Genomic DNA, 15,949 nt, shown 5'->3' on the forward strand with positions numbered 1-15,949 from the left:
AGGAACCTCCTGGTTTTACACAGCAAATCAGCCTAATAAATACCCATACTCCCTGCACACCGTTTCGATCAGCTTCTCCAGTCCCTGGAACAGCCTGCTTTCCTGTCCAGGCTCCCAGGTAAATTCTTCTCCCAGATATCTGACCCTGCACCTGGCTGTTTTTTGATCCAGTACCGCAAAGCCCTGGTTCTTGCTGTCTGCCATATCTTTTTCGCTGGCAAACAGTGTGAATTTATCCAGATAAGGAGCGCTTTCGTAAGGACAGAAGCTTTGGCAGTTGCCGCATTCGTTGCACATGTAGTCCACATGTATGATCTGGGACTGGGAAAGCCCCGGCACACGGATTGCCACATTCGCACGGTTGGGACAGACATCGGCGCAGTTTTCACAGACGGAAGAACAGCCCAGGCATCTTTCAGAATCCGCAGAGTTTTCTTTCTCAATCCCGTGATCCGGTTCTAAAGCCATTTCTTTCCCGGAAATCTCTTTTGGCTCTGCAAGTATTCCTTTCCTCTGGTAAATCTTTTCCGGCTCCACCGGTTCACTCATATCCCCGGACACAGATTTTCCCAGGATGGCTTCTGATGCTTTCACGGCATGGGCCATTCCTTTCACTGCCAGAGACGGCCCGTAAAGCCCGTCGCCGATTACGTAAACCCCCTCCAGATTGGTTTCTAAGGTTTCCTCGCTGACCAGGGGACGGCCTGATTCATCCACATGGATTCCGTTTGCCTGGTAATAATCGGCGGGAACTTTTTCTCCCACTGCCGCAATGACAGTGTCTGCCAAAATTGTTTCCGTCTCCCCGGTGGCTTTCACACTGGCTCTGCCGGAAGCGTCCAGGGCCCCTAAAGCCATTTTATCACAGATCAATTTCCCTTTTTCCATCCGCACCGGAGCCAGAAGCTCTTTGAATTCCACGCCGTCTTTTACTGCAAGCTGCAATTCATGCTCATCCGCCGGCATATACCGTTTGGTTCTCCGGTATAAGAGATACACATGCTCCACGCCTTTGCAGCGTTTTGCCGCCCTTGCGGTATCCATGGCAGTATTGCCGCCGCCAATGACAGCCACATGTCTGCCGGGCTCTATTTCCCCTTTGGCCTGATTGAACGCTTCTAAGAATTCCAGTGCGTTCACTGCCTGTTTTCCTTCCAGTTCCAGCTGACCCCGTTTATATGCGCCCACTGCAAGAACTACATTTCCATAAGTTTTTCTCAATTCTTCCACCGAAGGAGCCTCTGTGCCGCAGAGGATTTTTACTCCCAGTTTTTCCAGCAGAGACACATCTTTTGCAATCACCGCATCGTCAATTCTGAAATCAGGAATCACCGCGCTTACAATGCCGCCCAGTTTCTCCCTCTTTTCATACAAAGTCACTTCTGCGCCTGCCTTAGCCAGATAATAAGCCGCCGCCATGCCGGAAGGGCCGCCGCCCACTACAGCTGCTTTTTTCCCGCAGGACGGCCTGGCCTTCAGCGCATGGAGGGCATGATCGTATCCTTTCTGTGCGCACAGCAGCTTGGCGTCCCGAATCTGTACCGGCGTTTCATAGAAATTGCGGGTACAATGGCTCTGGCACCCATGGGCGCAGATGGTTCCCGTAATAAAGGGCAGCGCATTTCTGTTTAAAATCACCTGCAGCGCTTCTTCATACTTCCCTTCTCCTGCCAGTTTTAAGTAAGTTGTAATTTCCTGGTGAATGGGGCAGGCGTCCTCACAGGGAGCGGTAAAGCATCCCACCAGAGGCACTTTTTCGGCCGTTTTTCTGGATACCGGAAGTTTCACCGGCTTTACATGGTGCCTGTCGGTAAGGGCGTCTTGTGCGGTCTGATCCAGAGCTTTCACGTCAATGCCCGTAAAAGGCTTCCTTCCCATACGGTCCACGGCTTCTGCCACCTGCTTCATTCTCTGGTAGCCGCCGGGCTTTAACAGCGAGGTTGCTATGGTCACGGGCCATACTCCCGTTCCCACAATTCTTTCTATATTGAAGGCGTCTGCGCCGCCGGAATAGGAGATCCGCAGCGTTCCGTCAAATTCCCGGGATAATTTTGCCGCCAATGCGATAGAAAGGGGATACAGTGATTTGCCCGACATATACATTTCCTCGCTGGGCAGTTCTTTTGCTGTTACATCCACCGGAAAAGTATTGGTGATTTTCACACCGAATTCCAGTCCCAGTTCCCCGGACAGCTTCATCAGCCTCCGAAGCATGGGCACCGCATCTTCATACTGCAAATCATCTTCAAAATGGAACCTGCCAAAAGCAATGTAATCATAACCCATGCTGTCCAGAGTCTCTCTTGCAAATTCATAGCCCAGCAGCGTGGGATTGCATTTGATAAAGGTATAAATCTTCTTTTCTTTCAGCAGATAATCCGCAATGCTCTCAATCTCCTGGGGCGGGCATCCGTGAAGGGTGGATATGGTGGCGGAATTGCAGATTCTGGGAGAAATTTCCTCAATGTCCTTTTTTGTCATATGCTGAAATTCCCCCGCATGGGCCAGAAGGACTTCTCTGCATTCTCTGTAGGTATCAGTCTGGCTTGCATCTTTCATATTTTCAATGAAAGCGTCAATTTTTTCAGACTTGATTCCGGCTAAATCATAGCCTACGCTGATGTTAAACTGAAATCCGTCCATGGCCCCCAACCCGTATTCTTTTGCCAGAAACGCCAGTAAAAACCATGATTTGATATACTCTTCCTGAGCCTTCGGTACATACAGCTCTGTGGACCATTCACAGTTGTAGCACTCGTCATCCGCTTTAATGCAGGGCTTATTGACACAGGCTGCAAGCTCAGCGCCGTCCATAATCTGCACCGTTTTCAATTCAAAGAAACGGCTTCCGGCATAGTAAGCCGCCGCAATATTCTGGGCAAGCTGGGTGCCCGGCCCTGCGGCGGGCCCCACCGGCGTCTCCAAATTCCTGCCGAAAATAGTCTGGTTATTCTTTGGAGCAGCCACATAGGGCCTGCGCACTCCGAATACGGCGCCGCTTTTCTCATGCTCCGTGCGGACCCAGCGGAGCAGCTGCTCAAAACTCATACCTGTCATACTATCGCTCATGTCTTTCTCTCCTATCCGTTAATGCTCTTCCACAGTTTTGCAGAGGATTCCCTGCATTTTGCCATAACTTCTTTTGTATCCGCTACTTTTATTTCCCGGTCTTTCATCAGCACTTTTCCGTTTCCGATGGTGGTAATCACGTCTCTGCCGGTCATGCCGAATAAAATATGTCCGTTGCAGTTGCTCTCATCCAGTCTGGTGGGCGGATCGTAATCCACCACAATGACGTCTGCCGCCGCCCCGGGCTTTAACACCCCAAGAGGCGCGCTGAAATATCGGCCGGCAATCGCGGCATTGTGTTCAAACAGCATTTTGGGCACTTCGCCCCAGGCCGCATTGGCGTCGCATAAATGATGTTTGTGAAGCACATTTGCCACCTTAAAGGATTCTGTCATGTCATGGGTATATCCGTCTGTGCCAAGGCCCGTGACTATGCCCCGTTTCACAAGCTCCAACGCAGGCGGGCAGCCGCAGGCATTTCCCATGTTGGACTCCGGATTATGCACCACCATGGTGTCTGTATCTTTAATCAACTCCATTTCATGGGAATTGATATAAATGCAATGGCCCAGCAGCGTTTTCTCTCCCAGAATTCCCCAGTCCATCAGCCGGTCCACAATCCGTTTCCCATATTTTTTCAGGCAGTCATGGAGATCCTCAATGCCCTCCGCCACATGAATGTGGTAGCCTGCTTCCTCTGGCTTATTTGCGGCTGCCAGTTCCATCGTCTCATCGGAGATGGTAAACTGGGCATGCATCCCCATCATTCCGGCAATCATATCTGTATCGTCCTTTAAGGCATAGCGGATAAATTCTGCATTTTCCATCACGGATTCTCTGGCCTTTTCTTTTCCGCCCCGGTCAGAAATTTCATAACACAGGCAGGCCCGCATACCAAGCTCCTTTGCCGCTTCTGCAATGGTAAACAGACTGCCCTTAATCTGCCCGAAGCTGGCATGATGGTCAAAAATCGTGGTGACGCCGTTTTTAATTCCAGCAAGAATTGTCTCCATGGCGCTGTATTTGATCTGCTCCATGGTCAGATTCCGGTCAATGGTCCACCACTGGCCCTCTAAAATATCCAGAAATCCTTTGGGATTGTAGCCTTTGATCCCAAGCCCCCTTGCCATGGCGCTGTAAATATGTTCATGGGCATTGATAAATGCAGGCATAATCACGCCCTGTTTTGCATCTATGTATTCCGCATCCGGATATTTTGCCTTAAGCTCCTGCTCCGGCCCCACCTGGGTAATTCTGGTTCCTTCAATTGCCACTGCGCCCTGTTCCATAAAGGGAAGGTCACTGTCCCTTGTAATTACTTTTCCGTTTCCTACAATCAGCATCATGTTTCCTCCTTCATGATTTCAATATCTTTCTCTTCTTTTTCTCTGGGCAAAACCAGATTCAGTATAATTGCCGTAATGGTAGCCAGGACTACCGGAGATTTCCCGAAAATGGTAGTTACCCACCCCGGAAAGCTGGCAAGGGCGGCATTGGCCTGGGTAATTCCCATGCCAAGCGCAATGGAAAGCCCTACAATCGTGGTATTCCTGTAATTCATCGGAGCTGCAGTGATAAGCTTCACCCCGGTCATGGCGATGGAAGCAAATACGGAAACCGTCGCCCCGCCCAATACACAGTTCGGTATGGTAAGCAGCACTGAAGAAAATCTGGGTATCAGCCCTGCCACCAGAAGGATGCCTGCCGCCAGTCCGAACACTCTTTTTGCCACTACCTTTGTGGACGACACAATTCCCACATTCTGGCTGAAGGTGGCTGTGGGAAGCCCGCCGAACAAAGCGCTGATAATATTGCAGCATCCATAGGCCACAATACCGCCGTTTAATTCCTCATCCTCCGGCAGACGATCCAGCCCTCCGGTGGTGGTAGCCGTAAAATCTCCGATCGCCTGAATGGAATTGATGGCAAACAGCACACCGATGGCAACACAGGCAGACGGCTCAAACACCAGGCCGAAATGCAGCGGCTTCGGAAGCTGAAAAAAGGACGCACCGGAAACTGCGGAGAAATCTATAATTCCAAAAAGCAGCGACATCACGTATCCGGCAATAATTCCTATTAGTATAGACGACAATTTCCAGATTCCTTTTCCATAATGGTTCAATCCTGTCACAATTACCAGCGTCAGCAACGCGATCAGCCAGTTTTGCCAGGAACCGTACTGCTCACTTCCTACGCCGCCCGCCATATAATTAATAGCCGTGGGATAAAGGGAAAGTCCGATGGCAAATACCACCGTACCTGTAATCAGCGGCGGAAAAAACTTTCGGATCTGCTTAATAAAAATCCCAACCACAACTGCAACGATTCCACCTGCAATCTGTGCGCCCAAAATAGTTCCCACACCGAAATCCCCGGCAATGGCCTGCATGGTAGGCACATAAGCGAAGCTGATTCCCATAATCACGGGAAGTCCTGAGCCAATCCGCAGCTTTCCTTTGCCCAGCGGGTAGAGCTGCACCAGTGTTGTAAGCGCCGATACCACAAGAGCTGCCTGAATTAAAATGACAGAATCTCTGTCTGAAAGCCCTCCTGCCCCCGCAACAATAATCGCAGGAGTCACGCAGCCTACAATCATTGCCACCACATGCTGCAATGCCAGCGGAAACGCCTGCCCCATGGACGGTTTTCCGTACAAGTCAAACAGTAGCGCAGATGTATTTTATTTTTTCTCCATCTTAACCTTATTCCTCCTTTTCTCAGGCAGCAGTCCAAATGCCGCCTGTTCCTGCAGGCTCCTTCTGTCATGGAAAACCTGCGAAACCATCAAGCTCTGTTGTCTGAAAACGAAAAACCGGTTTCATGCACTATGAACATAATTTTATCTTTCCGTGCCGTGTGTTCTCGTGCAATTTGTACAAATACTGTTCTCAATGGTTTTATCTTATCATGCTTTTTACCGGAATGCAAGCAAAATAATAATTTTTTATCATAATAATAAATTTTTCATTTTTCTATTGATTTTTGAAAATCACCTGTTATAATGGGCTTAGAAAGACGGCTGCACAAGACAGTCAAAACTAAAGGAGGATCGTATCATGTGCAATTCATCAGGACGTCCCATTCAGTGGACCCTCAACCGTATGCCAGGAAGCGACGACGCCAGACTTTCCCACATGTCTTTGGCAGAAATGGAAAAGGCAGGCAAGTTCCACAAAAGTTTTCCTCAATATGAGGCAACTCCCCTGACGCCGCTGCCCGGGCTGGCTGAATACCTGGGGCTGAAACGCCTTTTTGTGAAGGATGAATCTTACCGGTTCGGCCTGAATGCTTTCAAAGTGCTGGGCGGCTCTTATGCCATTGCCAGACATATTGCCAAGGAGCTGGGCAGAGATATCAGCGAAATTTCCTATGATGTGCTGACATCCAAAGAGCTGCGGGAAGAATTCGGGCAGGCCACCTTCTTCACCGCCACAGACGGAAACCATGGCCGGGGCGTAGCCTGGGCTGCCAACAAACTGGGGCAGAAATGCGTGGTCCGGATGCCCAAGGGCACCACTAAAACCCGTCTGGAAAACATTGCCAGAGAAAACGCCGCCGTTACCATTGAAAATCTCAACTATGACGACTGCGTCCGCATGGCTGCGAAGGAAGCGGAAGAGACTACACGGGGCATTATGGTTCAGGACACTGCCTGGGAAGGGTATGAAGAAATCCCCACCTGGATTATGCAGGGCTACGGCACACTGGCTCTGGAAGCAGACAAACAGCTTCAGGAATACCAAAGCCGCCCCACCCATATTTTCATCCAGGCAGGCGTCGGCTCCCTGGCCGGAGCTGTCATCGGCTATTTTGCCAATCGTTTTAAGGAAAATCCCCCGGTGATGGCAGTCGTGGAAGCCGGCGCGGCAGACTGTCTGTACCGCTCCGCACTGCAGGCGGACGGAAGCCAGGTCAACGTGACAGGCGATATGCTCACCATTATGGCAGGACTGGCCTGCGGGGAAGCCAACACTGTTTCCTGGGATATCCTGAGAAACCATGCCGATGCATTTATTTCCTGCCCGGACTGGGTCAGCGCCAACGGAACCCGCATTTACGGCGCTCCCACAGGAGAGGACAAACGGGTCATTTCCGGCGAATCCGGTTCTGTTACCCTGGGCCTTGTCCATGCCCTGATGACAAATCCGGACTATCAGGATTTGAAAGATGCATTGAAGCTCAACGAGAACTCTGAAGTTCTTCTGGTTTCCTCTGAAGGAGACACCGATCCGGACCGTTACCGGGAGATCACCTGGGAAGGGCTGTGCGGAAGCGATAAGGAACCATTTGCTGATATTAAATAAGAATAAACATAAAGGAGATACATACCATGGCAGATTTTGCAAAAATCAAAGAACAGGCGCAAAGCTACAGCGCAGACATGAACGCATTTTTACGGGCAATCGTGAAAAATCCCGGCGAAAGCTGCGACGAAAAAGCCCATATCGACACCATTGCGGCAGAGATGGAAAAAGTCGGATTCGACCAGGTTCAGATTGATCCCCAGGGAAATGTCATTGGCTACATGGGAACCGGGGACAGAATCATAGCCTATGACGCCCACATCGACACGGTGGGAATCGGCAATCTGGACAACTGGGATTTCGACCCCTATGAAGGTTATGAAAATGAGACAGAAATCGGCGGCCGGGGCGTTTCCGACCAGTGCGGCGGCATTGTTTCCTCCGTTTACGGGGCAAAAATCATGAAGGATTTAGATCTGATTCCAAAAGACTGCAAAATCATGGTTGTGGGAACGGTTCAGGAGGAGGACTGCGACGGCCTTTGCTGGCAGTATATTATCAATGAAAATAAGGTGCGCCCGGAATTTGTGGTATCCACAGAACCCACCGACGGCGGCATCTACCGGGGACAGCGGGGACGCATGGAAATCCGCGTGGATGTGAAAGGCATTTCCTGCCACGGTTCCGCACCGGAACGGGGAGATAACGCCATCTACAAAATGGCGGACATTCTTCAGGACATCCGGGCATTAAATGAAAACGACGCCAAAGACACCACCGAAATCAAGGGACTGGTGAAAATGCTGGATCAAAAGTACAACAAGGACTGGGAAGAAGCACGTTTCCTGGGCAGAGGCACTGTTACCGTTTCCCAGATTTTCTATACCTCTCCCAGCCGCTGCGCCGTTGCCGACTCCTGTTCTATTTCTTTAGACCGCCGCATGACCTTCGGAGAAACCTGGGAAAGCTGCTTAGAGGAAATCCGCGCGCTGCCCAGCGTGAAAAAATACGGAGACGACGTGCAGGTATCCATGTACCGCTATGACCGTCCCTCTTATACCGGATGCGTCTACGAAATCGAATGTTACTTCCCAACCTGGGCCATCCCCAAGGAGCACAAGGTAACCCAGGCATTGGAAGCCGCTTACACCGGACTGTACGGTGACAAACGGATCGGCGCGCCGGAAACCCTTAAAATGCGCCAGGAACGTCCCCTGACAGATAAATGGACGTTTTCTACCAACGGCGTTTCGATTATGGGACGAAACAATATTCCCTGTATCGGCTTTGGGTCGGGTGCAGAGGCTCAGGCCCATGCGCCCAATGAAAAGACCTGGAAGCAGGATCTTGTAACCTGCGCTGCAGTATATGCCGCGCTGCCAGAAGAGTATTTTAAAGGATAAATCATCATTTTATTTAACAGGAGGACATTATGAAAACATTACAGGATTACATTGATAAACTGAACAAACTGAATTTTAAAGACATGTACAACGGGGACTTTTTCCTTACCTGGGAAAAAACGGACGAAGAACTGGAAGCTGTGTTTACCGTGGCGGACGCTCTCCGTTTTATGAGAGAAAATAATATTTCCACCAAGGTATTTGAAAGCGGCCTGGGAATTTCTCTGTTCCGTGACAATTCCACACGCACCCGCTTCTCTTTCGCCTCCGCCTGCAATTTACTGGGACTTGAAGTACAGGATCTGGACGAGGGAAAATCTCAGGTAGCACACGGAGAAACAGTCCGTGAAACAGCAAATATGATTTCTTTTATGGCTGACGTAATCGGCATCCGGGACGATATGTACATCGGAAAAGGAAATAAGTATATGCATGAGGTTGTGGACGCTGTGGCCCAGGGCAATAAAGACGGCATTCTGGAGCAGAAACCCACACTGGTAAACCTTCAGTGCGACATTGACCATCCCACACAGGCAATGGCCGATATGCTCTACATCATTCATGAATTCGGCGGCGTGGAAAATCTGAAAGGCAAAAAACTGGCCATGACCTGGGCTTACTCTCCCTCCTACGGAAAACCGCTTTCTGTTCCTCAGGGAATCATCGGCCTGATGACACGATTTGGCATGGACGTAGTTCTGGCCCATCCGGAAGGATATGAGGTATTCCCGGAAGTGGAAGCCGTTGCCGCTGAAAATGCCAAAAAATCCGGCGGAACCTTCACCAAAACCAACAGTATGGCAGAAGCCTTCCAGGATGCTGACATTGTATATCCCAAGAGCTGGGCGCCCTTTGCCGCAATGGAAAAACGTACCGAACTTTACGGAAACGGCGATACTGCCGGCATTCAGGCATTGGAAAAAGAACTTCTGGCCCAGAATGCGCAGCACAAAGACTGGGCATGCACCGAGGAGCTTATGTCCACCACCAAAGACGGCAAAGCTCTCTACATGCACTGTCTGCCTGCAGACATTTCCGGTGTAAGCTGTGAAGAAGGGGAAGTGGACGCTTCTGTATTTGACCGCTACCGCAACCCGTTATATAAGGAAGCAAGCTTCAAGCCCTACATCATTGCCGCTATGATTTTCCTTGCAAAATTCGCTGACCCTGCAGAAATCCTCAAAAAATTAGAAGAACAGGGAACACCCCGGATTTTCCAATAATTCCTGTCCTGCAGCCTCCTGACAAAAAACAGGCTGCAGGAGCCTCCCGATTGTGAAAGGATTGTCAACTGTTATGAAGAAAAAGAAACGAATTGTGATTGCTCTGGGCGGAAATGCCCTGGGCAATACCCTCCCGGAACAGATGAAAGCTGTGAAAATTACGGCAAAAGCAATTGCAGACTTAGTTGAAGAAGGCTGTGAAGTGGTGGTGGCCCATGGAAACGGCCCTCAGGTGGGCATGGTCAATAATGCCATGATTGCCCTGACCCACGAGGACGAGCATCAGCCCAACACGCCCCTGTCTGTCTGTGTCGCCATGAGTCAGGCCTATATCGGATACGACCTGCAGAACGCCCTGCGGGAAGAGCTGTTAGACCGGGGCATTACGGAGCTTCCGGTAGCCACCATGATTACCCAGGTACGGGTGGACGAAAACGACCCTGCCTTCCAGGCTCCCTCTAAGCCCATTGGAAAATTTGTATCCCAAGAACAGGCGAGAATGATGGAAGAAAAATTCCACTATATCATGAAAGAGGACTCCGGCCGGGGCTACCGCCGTGTGGTGGCTTCCCCGAAGCCTGTGGAAATCATTGAAATCAATACGATCCGCACCATGGTGAATTCCGGCGATCTGGTGATTGCCTGCGGCGGCGGAGGAATTCCGGTGATCCGCCAGGGAAACCACTTAAAAGGCGCAAGCGCAGTGATTGACAAGGATTTTGCAAGCTGCCTGATGGCAAAAGAATTAGACGCAGATTTCCTGATTATCCTCACTGCCGTAGAGCAGGTGGCATTGAACTTCGGAAAACCGAATGAAACCTGGCTGAAGCAGGTATCTCTCAAGGAAGCGGAGGAATATATCAGACAGGGACATTTCGCCCCCGGCTCCATGCTGCCGAAGGTACAGGCGGCCGTGGACTTCGCCGGCTCCAAGCCCGGACGCAAAGCATTGATTACCCTGCTGGAGAAATCCAGAGACGCCATTCAGGGAAAGACAGGGACTATGTTTTCTATGTAAGCTGCCTAATCCGGAGTAATATTTGACGCATACTGCCCAAAGGGCCAGAATTCCCTGAAGCACATTTAATGCTTTGAGGAACTCTGGCCCTTTGAGGGAATGTACGGATGAAGCGCTGGTTCAGGACAGCCCTTTTGCTGTTTCATCTTTCTGCGCAACTCAGACTTTTGGATTCCATATCAGCCGTTATTTTGAAATGTACCGGCCTGCTTCATGCTCCTTCGAACTTCAGTCTTTTCTCTCCTGTCACTGCTCAAATGTTATTTTCTCCATCACGTCCAGTATTGCCTGTTTCATTTTATCATGCAGATACACTTGGTTCAAACTCCGCTTATGATATTTCAGATACGTTTTTTCTGTATACTGTATCAGTATGCTTGTAAAAAAACGCTCCCAGCTAAAATATTCCTGACTCTCTATAAAATCCTGAGGATGCTGCAGAATATTCTGTATTTCCTTACCATCAATCAAACCTGATTTTAAAATCATCCATTCAAATGATTCCGGAAGATAACATTTTGTATCGGGGTATACCTTCATGTATTGAGACAATTCATTCATTTCAGGGCCAATGGAAGCTCCATCCGCAATCACAAGCACACTTTTCTGCTCCATCTTCTTTAATGCATCCCTGATCTTTGATTTTCCGCCTGCGCTTTCACATTTTATCTGCAAATCACCGCATACCTTCCTGAAAAAATCATAGCCTGAGTTAGAATCTTCCACAAGAACCCCGTCTGGCTTCACTTCCTCTGAAATTTCTTCATTTCCATAAATATGGTAAAATTCATTATATTCCCTTTTCATATCATGGTATTTCCCGGAAGAATGTATCCCATATATTTCTTCCACAGAATACGGCAGATTAACCAGATCTTCCCTTGTAATAATTACAAAATAATTGTCAGACTCCCTTGCCATTCTTGCAAACTCATCTGTTTTAAGAAACAGGTTATCCTCATCAAGAAAAATAATATAATCCTGCAGCGTCGGCAATACCAGTTTCCAGTCAAGCTCCTCCAACGTACGGCATTTCTTTTCACACCGCACTTCAACCCCGGAGCTGTCACCCCGCCTTGCCGCAAGCGCAATCATAGTATATAACGTGGTTTTTCCCGTGGCGCTGTCGCCCCGGATAATCGTGATATTCCTTTTGATATCAAATTCATACCGAAGCCTGTTATTCTGCACCACCACATGATATTTTCCCTTCATCTCTTACCGCTCCTTTATCCCAAGAGCCTCATTTAGATATTCTGCATATCCATGAACCATTCTTCCTGTATTCAGCATCAGGGCGTCAAATTCTCCTGCCGAACTGAAATCCAACACATGATGGAGATTGATGGTCAGCTCCTTCCTTTTTCCAATTTCCACAATCCATTTTGCACAGTTATCTCCGCAGGACGACGCATTAAATATTTTTCCTGATTGATCAAATGCCATCAGCATCAATGTTTTCACTCCCCCGGATATCTCCTTTGTGGAAATCGGCCCCAATACCGGACTCTCAATCAAATGGGGGCTAATCACCTTTGACTTATCAATGTCTCTTATCATTTCTACAGACAATGGATCTGTCACCCATTCATCTTCATACTGATTATCAAAATATGTGGGAGGATGATAAACAGAATTTTCAATATCTCCAAAAATAATTTTCAGCATATGCCCTCTGCACCTCCAAAACCATTTTTTTAACTATTCTTATTATAATTCTTTTAGCCCTCTCAAAGCAACTGCAAAATAAAACATCAAAGCATTGATGCCCATTCCCAAATCACTGTTTCGTATTCCTGAGCTTCCGGGAGACTTCTGCAAATCATTTGACTTATATTCTCTGGGTTTTCCGGTAATACTCCCCAGGAGTCACGCCGCATTCCTTTTTAAACATCTTAAAGAAATGGTTGTAGCTGCTGAATCCGCACATCTGGCAGACATCACGGACAGACAACCCCTGCAGAAGATATTTTTTACTTAAATCTATCCGCGCCCGGGTAATATAGGAATGCAGCGTCAGCCCTGCACTCTTTTTAAATTCCCTGGAAATATGCTCGCCGGAAACAAAAAATTCCTCTTCCAGTCTGTTCAGGGAAAGATCCTCCGTCAAATGCTGACTGATATATTCAAAAACATCATCCAAGATCAGCATTTTCTTCTGATGGAACTGGTGCACCTGGTCGCTCTGGATACAGGTACGCAGAAACAGCACCAGAAAAGTGGTAAACAGGCTTTTTTCATACAATTCCGTTCCCAGTTTAATTTCCTCGTCTTTTAATGCGTCCAGCTTCACTACCATATTCCGAAGCAGCATAGAAGATCTCATTTCCCCGGGGATCACGGCTGTATCATAAGGAGCAAACCGGAAGTTTTCTGCCAGATTACAGGTGGAATCGGAAAGGGCCGCCAGGGATTCTTCTGAAACCGCCAGGCAAAGCAGGCGGCAGGCGGTTTTCTGCGAGGAGGCCAGAATCTCCCGGGTCTGCCCCGGCTTTAGAAAAATAATATCCGAAGGGCAGCAGGAAGAATATCCTGTTTCAAGAAACTGGCAGGTTCCCCGGAGAACAAAAATGATGTGGTAACAGCTGCCGGAACGGAAGGTGCGGCGGGTTCCGGGATTCAGGTTGTATTGTTTTATTTTGAATAAATTCGGCATGGGGGACTCCATTCTGGGTGGGGGGATTTTTCTATATTGGAAACGGACGGCAAATCGGGGCTTCCCTTCCTCACGCAAACTGGGCAACATTCTGGTGAACTAACTGCTAACTTCGACTAAGTGATTCAGGAAAGCCTTCATCACTAAATCTCCGTAAGCAGTGGATTTCACCTCCATTAAGACCGCCCGTGAACCGTTTCCTTAGAGGAAGAGAAGCCCCGATTCGCCTGTGCATCGAAATATATAAAAATCTCCTGCATCAATATTTCATATTATTATATCAAAAAATGATAATTATTTCATCTGTTTTCTCACTATAATTCTGATTAGATACTATAAAATTTGCGTGCGAAAGGACAATCCTGTAGCAACCTCCGCAGCCACATATAAAAAGGAGAAATATCATGCAGCACTATCCTAACCTGTTTTCCCCCATTAAAATCGGGAACACAACCGTAAAAAACCGTATTTTCATGCCGCCCCTGTCCACCAACCTGGCTGACAAGGGTTATGTGACAGACGCTTTAATTGAACACTACTCCAACCGGGCCAAGGGCGGTGTTGGCCTGATTATCACAGAAGTAACAACGGTGGAGCCTGTTTATACTTATCTGCCGGGAGACATGTCTATCTATGATGACAGCTACATACCGGGCTGGAAGAAACTGGTAGATGCTGTGCACCAGTACGATACCAAGATTTTATCACAGCTGTTTCACCCGGCATATATGGCATTTCCCATTCCCGGAACCCCTCAGCTGATTGCCCCCTCCAATGTGGGCCCCTATTATGCCAAATCAGCGCCGCGGCCCGTCACTGTGGAAGAACTTCATACCATTGTATGGCAGTTCGGCGAAGCGGCCCGCCGCTTTCAGCAGGCAGGAGGCGACGGCGTGGAAATCCAGGCAGCCCATGCCCACGGCCTGTTAGGCGGTTTTCTCACACCCCTTTACAATAAACGCACCGACGAATACGGCGGAGATATCAACGGGCGCCTGCGCCTGACTCTGGAAGTGATTGAAGCCATCCGAACACAATGCGGAGAAGATTTTATCATTGACGTACGGATTTCCGGAGACGAATACAGTGACGGCGGCCTCACATTAAACGACATGATTTATGTGTCAAAACAGTTAGAAAAAGCAGGCGTAGATTTTATCCATGTATCCGGCGGCAACACCATCAAGCGGGGCAGCTCCATGCCTGCGCCGGGCACTTCGCCGGCTCCTCACGCCCACGCCTCGGAAGAAATCCGCAGACACCTGACCATTCCGGTTTCCACCGTGGCCCGCATTAACGAACCCTGGATTGCAGAAGAACTGATCGCAAACGGTAAAACGGATATCTGTATGATTGGCCGGCCCAACCTCTGCGACAGTGAATTTGCCAACAAAGCCGCCGCCGGCAAAACAGACGACATCCGGCCCTGTATCGGCTGCGGCCGCTGCCTGACGGGAATCATGTTCGGCAAGCCCATTGCCTGCACCGTCAATCCTTCTGTAGAATCCGATACCATAGCGCCTGCGCCGGAACAGAAAAAAGTCCTGGTCATCGGCGGCGGCCCGGCAGGAATGGAAGCGGCTTATACCGCCAAAATGCGGGGACATGAAGTGGTTCTCTGCGAAAAAAATCAGGAGTTGGGCGGACTGCTGCGCCTTGCGGCTGTGCCAATCGGAAAACAGGAGCTTTGCAAAGTAATCAAATTCATGGCCAGAAGGCTTTTCCAGGCAGGAATCGAAGTCCGCTTAAACTGCCAGGTCACTCCGGAAATGATTTCCTCTGAATTTGAAGGATACGAGATCCTCTGCACCGCCGGCGCAAAACCAAAGGAAATTAAAGCGTTCCAATGCTTCAAACAGACAATGACTGCAGACGACGTTCTGTCCGGCCAGGGCTTTCCAGGACGGAAAATTGTAATTCTCGGCGGCGGCTCTGTAGGCTGTGAAACCGCAGATTACCTGGCTCCTTTGATTGACGACAAATTCCCTGCCAACCGGGACGTAACCGTCATTGAAATGACCGATACCCTGATGGCCGGGGAAGGGGGCCCCGCAAAAAGCGCGCTGACCCAGCGGCTCATCCTCAAAGGCGTCAAACTGGAATTAAACAGCGTTGTTACAAACGTGGACGAAGCCTCTATTACTTATGAAAAAGACGGCAGAGAATATGTAATAAACGATGCTGATACGCTGATTTTTGCCGTAGGCTACACCCCGGCGCCTGTCGCCTGCAGCCACGCCCATATTCTGGGAGACTGTGACAAAGTGGGGAACTTAAAAGACGCCATCACGGCAGCTCATCATTTTGCAAAAACAATTTAAAATTTTACATAA

At 49.2% G+C, this 15,949-nt stretch carries 11 protein-coding genes; 5 read left to right on the forward strand and 6 right to left on the reverse strand.

Features of this window, described 5'->3' with window-relative positions; translation table 11 throughout:
* Nucleotides 1-27 precede the first annotated feature (27 nt).
* The 3 genes from ygfK to ACTO17_RS05230 are packed head-to-tail and all read right to left on the reverse strand — an operon-like array spanning nucleotide 28 to nucleotide 5,710.
* A complete protein-coding gene (gene ygfK / locus ACTO17_RS05220) occupies nucleotides 28-3,069 on the reverse strand; it encodes a putative selenate reductase subunit YgfK (RefSeq protein WP_482557146.1) in 3,042 nt (1,013 codons plus the stop codon).
* An 11-nt stretch (nucleotides 3,070-3,080) separates the two neighbouring features.
* Nucleotides 3,081-4,412, reverse strand: a complete 1,332-nt coding sequence (gene ssnA, locus ACTO17_RS05225; RefSeq protein ID WP_482557196.1) for a putative aminohydrolase SsnA — start codon at nucleotides 4,410-4,412, stop codon at nucleotides 3,081-3,083.
* On the reverse strand, nucleotides 4,412-5,710 hold the full coding sequence (locus ACTO17_RS05230; RefSeq protein WP_482557147.1) for a uracil-xanthine permease family protein: 1,299 nt from the start codon (nucleotides 5,708-5,710) through the stop codon (nucleotides 4,412-4,414). Before ACTO17_RS05230 ends, ssnA begins: the two co-directional genes overlap by 1 nt.
* A gap of 418 nt (nucleotides 5,711-6,128) precedes the next feature.
* Here ACTO17_RS05230 and dpaL point away from each other — a divergent pair, with 418 nt between their 5' ends.
* The 4 genes from dpaL to arcC all read left to right on the forward strand — a co-directional run bounded on the left by dpaL (nucleotide 6,129) and on the right by arcC (nucleotide 10,960).
* A complete protein-coding gene (gene dpaL, locus ACTO17_RS05235) occupies nucleotides 6,129-7,376 on the forward strand; it encodes a diaminopropionate ammonia-lyase (protein ID WP_482557148.1) in 1,248 nt (415 codons plus the stop codon).
* A 26-nt stretch (nucleotides 7,377-7,402) separates the two neighbouring features.
* Nucleotides 7,403-8,719, forward strand: coding sequence for a YgeY family selenium metabolism-linked hydrolase (locus ACTO17_RS05240; RefSeq protein ID WP_482557149.1), 1,317 nt, complete (start codon nucleotides 7,403-7,405; stop codon nucleotides 8,717-8,719).
* 29 nt (nucleotides 8,720-8,748) lie between these two features.
* Nucleotides 8,749-9,942 (forward strand): knotted carbamoyltransferase YgeW, encoded by a 1,194-nt coding sequence (gene ygeW / locus ACTO17_RS05245; RefSeq protein ID WP_482557150.1) that lies wholly within the window; start codon nucleotides 8,749-8,751, stop codon nucleotides 9,940-9,942.
* 73 nt (nucleotides 9,943-10,015) lie between these two features.
* Entirely contained in the window at nucleotides 10,016-10,960 is a 945-nt protein-coding gene (arcC, locus tag ACTO17_RS05250) for a carbamate kinase (RefSeq protein WP_482557197.1), read from the forward strand.
* 246 nt (nucleotides 10,961-11,206) lie between these two features.
* On the opposite strand, the gene ACTO17_RS05255 is transcribed toward arcC, so the two are convergent.
* The 3 genes from ACTO17_RS05255 to ACTO17_RS05265 all read right to left on the reverse strand — a co-directional run bounded on the left by ACTO17_RS05255 (nucleotide 11,207) and on the right by ACTO17_RS05265 (nucleotide 13,616).
* Nucleotides 11,207-12,175 carry a translation initiation factor 2 gene (locus tag ACTO17_RS05255; RefSeq protein ID WP_482557151.1) on the reverse strand — a complete coding sequence of 323 codons (969 nt, stop codon included), beginning with the start codon at nucleotides 12,173-12,175 and terminating at the stop codon, nucleotides 11,207-11,209.
* 3 nt (nucleotides 12,176-12,178) lie between these two features.
* A complete protein-coding gene (locus tag ACTO17_RS05260) occupies nucleotides 12,179-12,628 on the reverse strand; it encodes a DUF4869 domain-containing protein (RefSeq protein ID WP_482557152.1) in 450 nt (149 codons plus the stop codon).
* Nucleotides 12,629-12,791: 163 nt separating this feature from the next.
* Complete coding sequence (locus ACTO17_RS05265) at nucleotides 12,792-13,616, reverse strand: helix-turn-helix transcriptional regulator (RefSeq protein WP_482557153.1); 825 nt, start codon at nucleotides 13,614-13,616, stop codon at nucleotides 12,792-12,794.
* Between the two features lie 404 nt (nucleotides 13,617-14,020).
* On the opposite strand from ACTO17_RS05265, the gene ACTO17_RS05270 reads away from it, so the two are divergent.
* Entirely contained in the window at nucleotides 14,021-15,937 is a 1,917-nt protein-coding gene (locus ACTO17_RS05270; protein ID WP_482557154.1) for an oxidoreductase, read from the forward strand.
* Nucleotides 15,938-15,949: the final 12 nt, after the last annotated feature.

It is taken from the genome of Petralouisia sp. (assembly GCF_056822245.1).

Bases quoted from the DNA above. Each gene is read 5' to 3' on its own strand.
- ygfK (WP_482557146.1), bottom strand. From the start codon at position 3,069: ATGAGCGATAGTATGACAGGTATGAGTTTTGAGCAGCTGCTCCGCTGG.
- ssnA (WP_482557196.1), bottom strand. From the start codon at position 4,412: ATGCTGATTGTAGGAAACGGAAAAGTAATTACAAGGGACAGTGACCTT.
- ACTO17_RS05230 (WP_482557147.1), bottom strand. From the start codon at position 5,710: ATGGGGCAGGCGTTTCCGCTGGCATTGCAGCATGTGGTGGCAATGATT.
- dpaL (WP_482557148.1), top strand. From the start codon at position 6,129: ATGTGCAATTCATCAGGACGTCCCATTCAGTGGACCCTCAACCGTATG.
- ACTO17_RS05240 (WP_482557149.1), top strand. From the start codon at position 7,403: ATGGCAGATTTTGCAAAAATCAAAGAACAGGCGCAAAGCTACAGCGCA.
- ygeW (WP_482557150.1), top strand. From the start codon at position 8,749: ATGAAAACATTACAGGATTACATTGATAAACTGAACAAACTGAATTTT.
- arcC (WP_482557197.1), top strand. From the start codon at position 10,016: ATGAAGAAAAAGAAACGAATTGTGATTGCTCTGGGCGGAAATGCCCTG.
- ACTO17_RS05255 (WP_482557151.1), bottom strand. From the start codon at position 12,175: ATGAAGGGAAAATATCATGTGGTGGTGCAGAATAACAGGCTTCGGTAT.
- ACTO17_RS05260 (WP_482557152.1), bottom strand. From the start codon at position 12,628: ATGCTGAAAATTATTTTTGGAGATATTGAAAATTCTGTTTATCATCCT.
- ACTO17_RS05265 (WP_482557153.1), bottom strand. From the start codon at position 13,616: ATGCCGAATTTATTCAAAATAAAACAATACAACCTGAATCCCGGAACC.
- ACTO17_RS05270 (WP_482557154.1), top strand. From the start codon at position 14,021: ATGCAGCACTATCCTAACCTGTTTTCCCCCATTAAAATCGGGAACACA.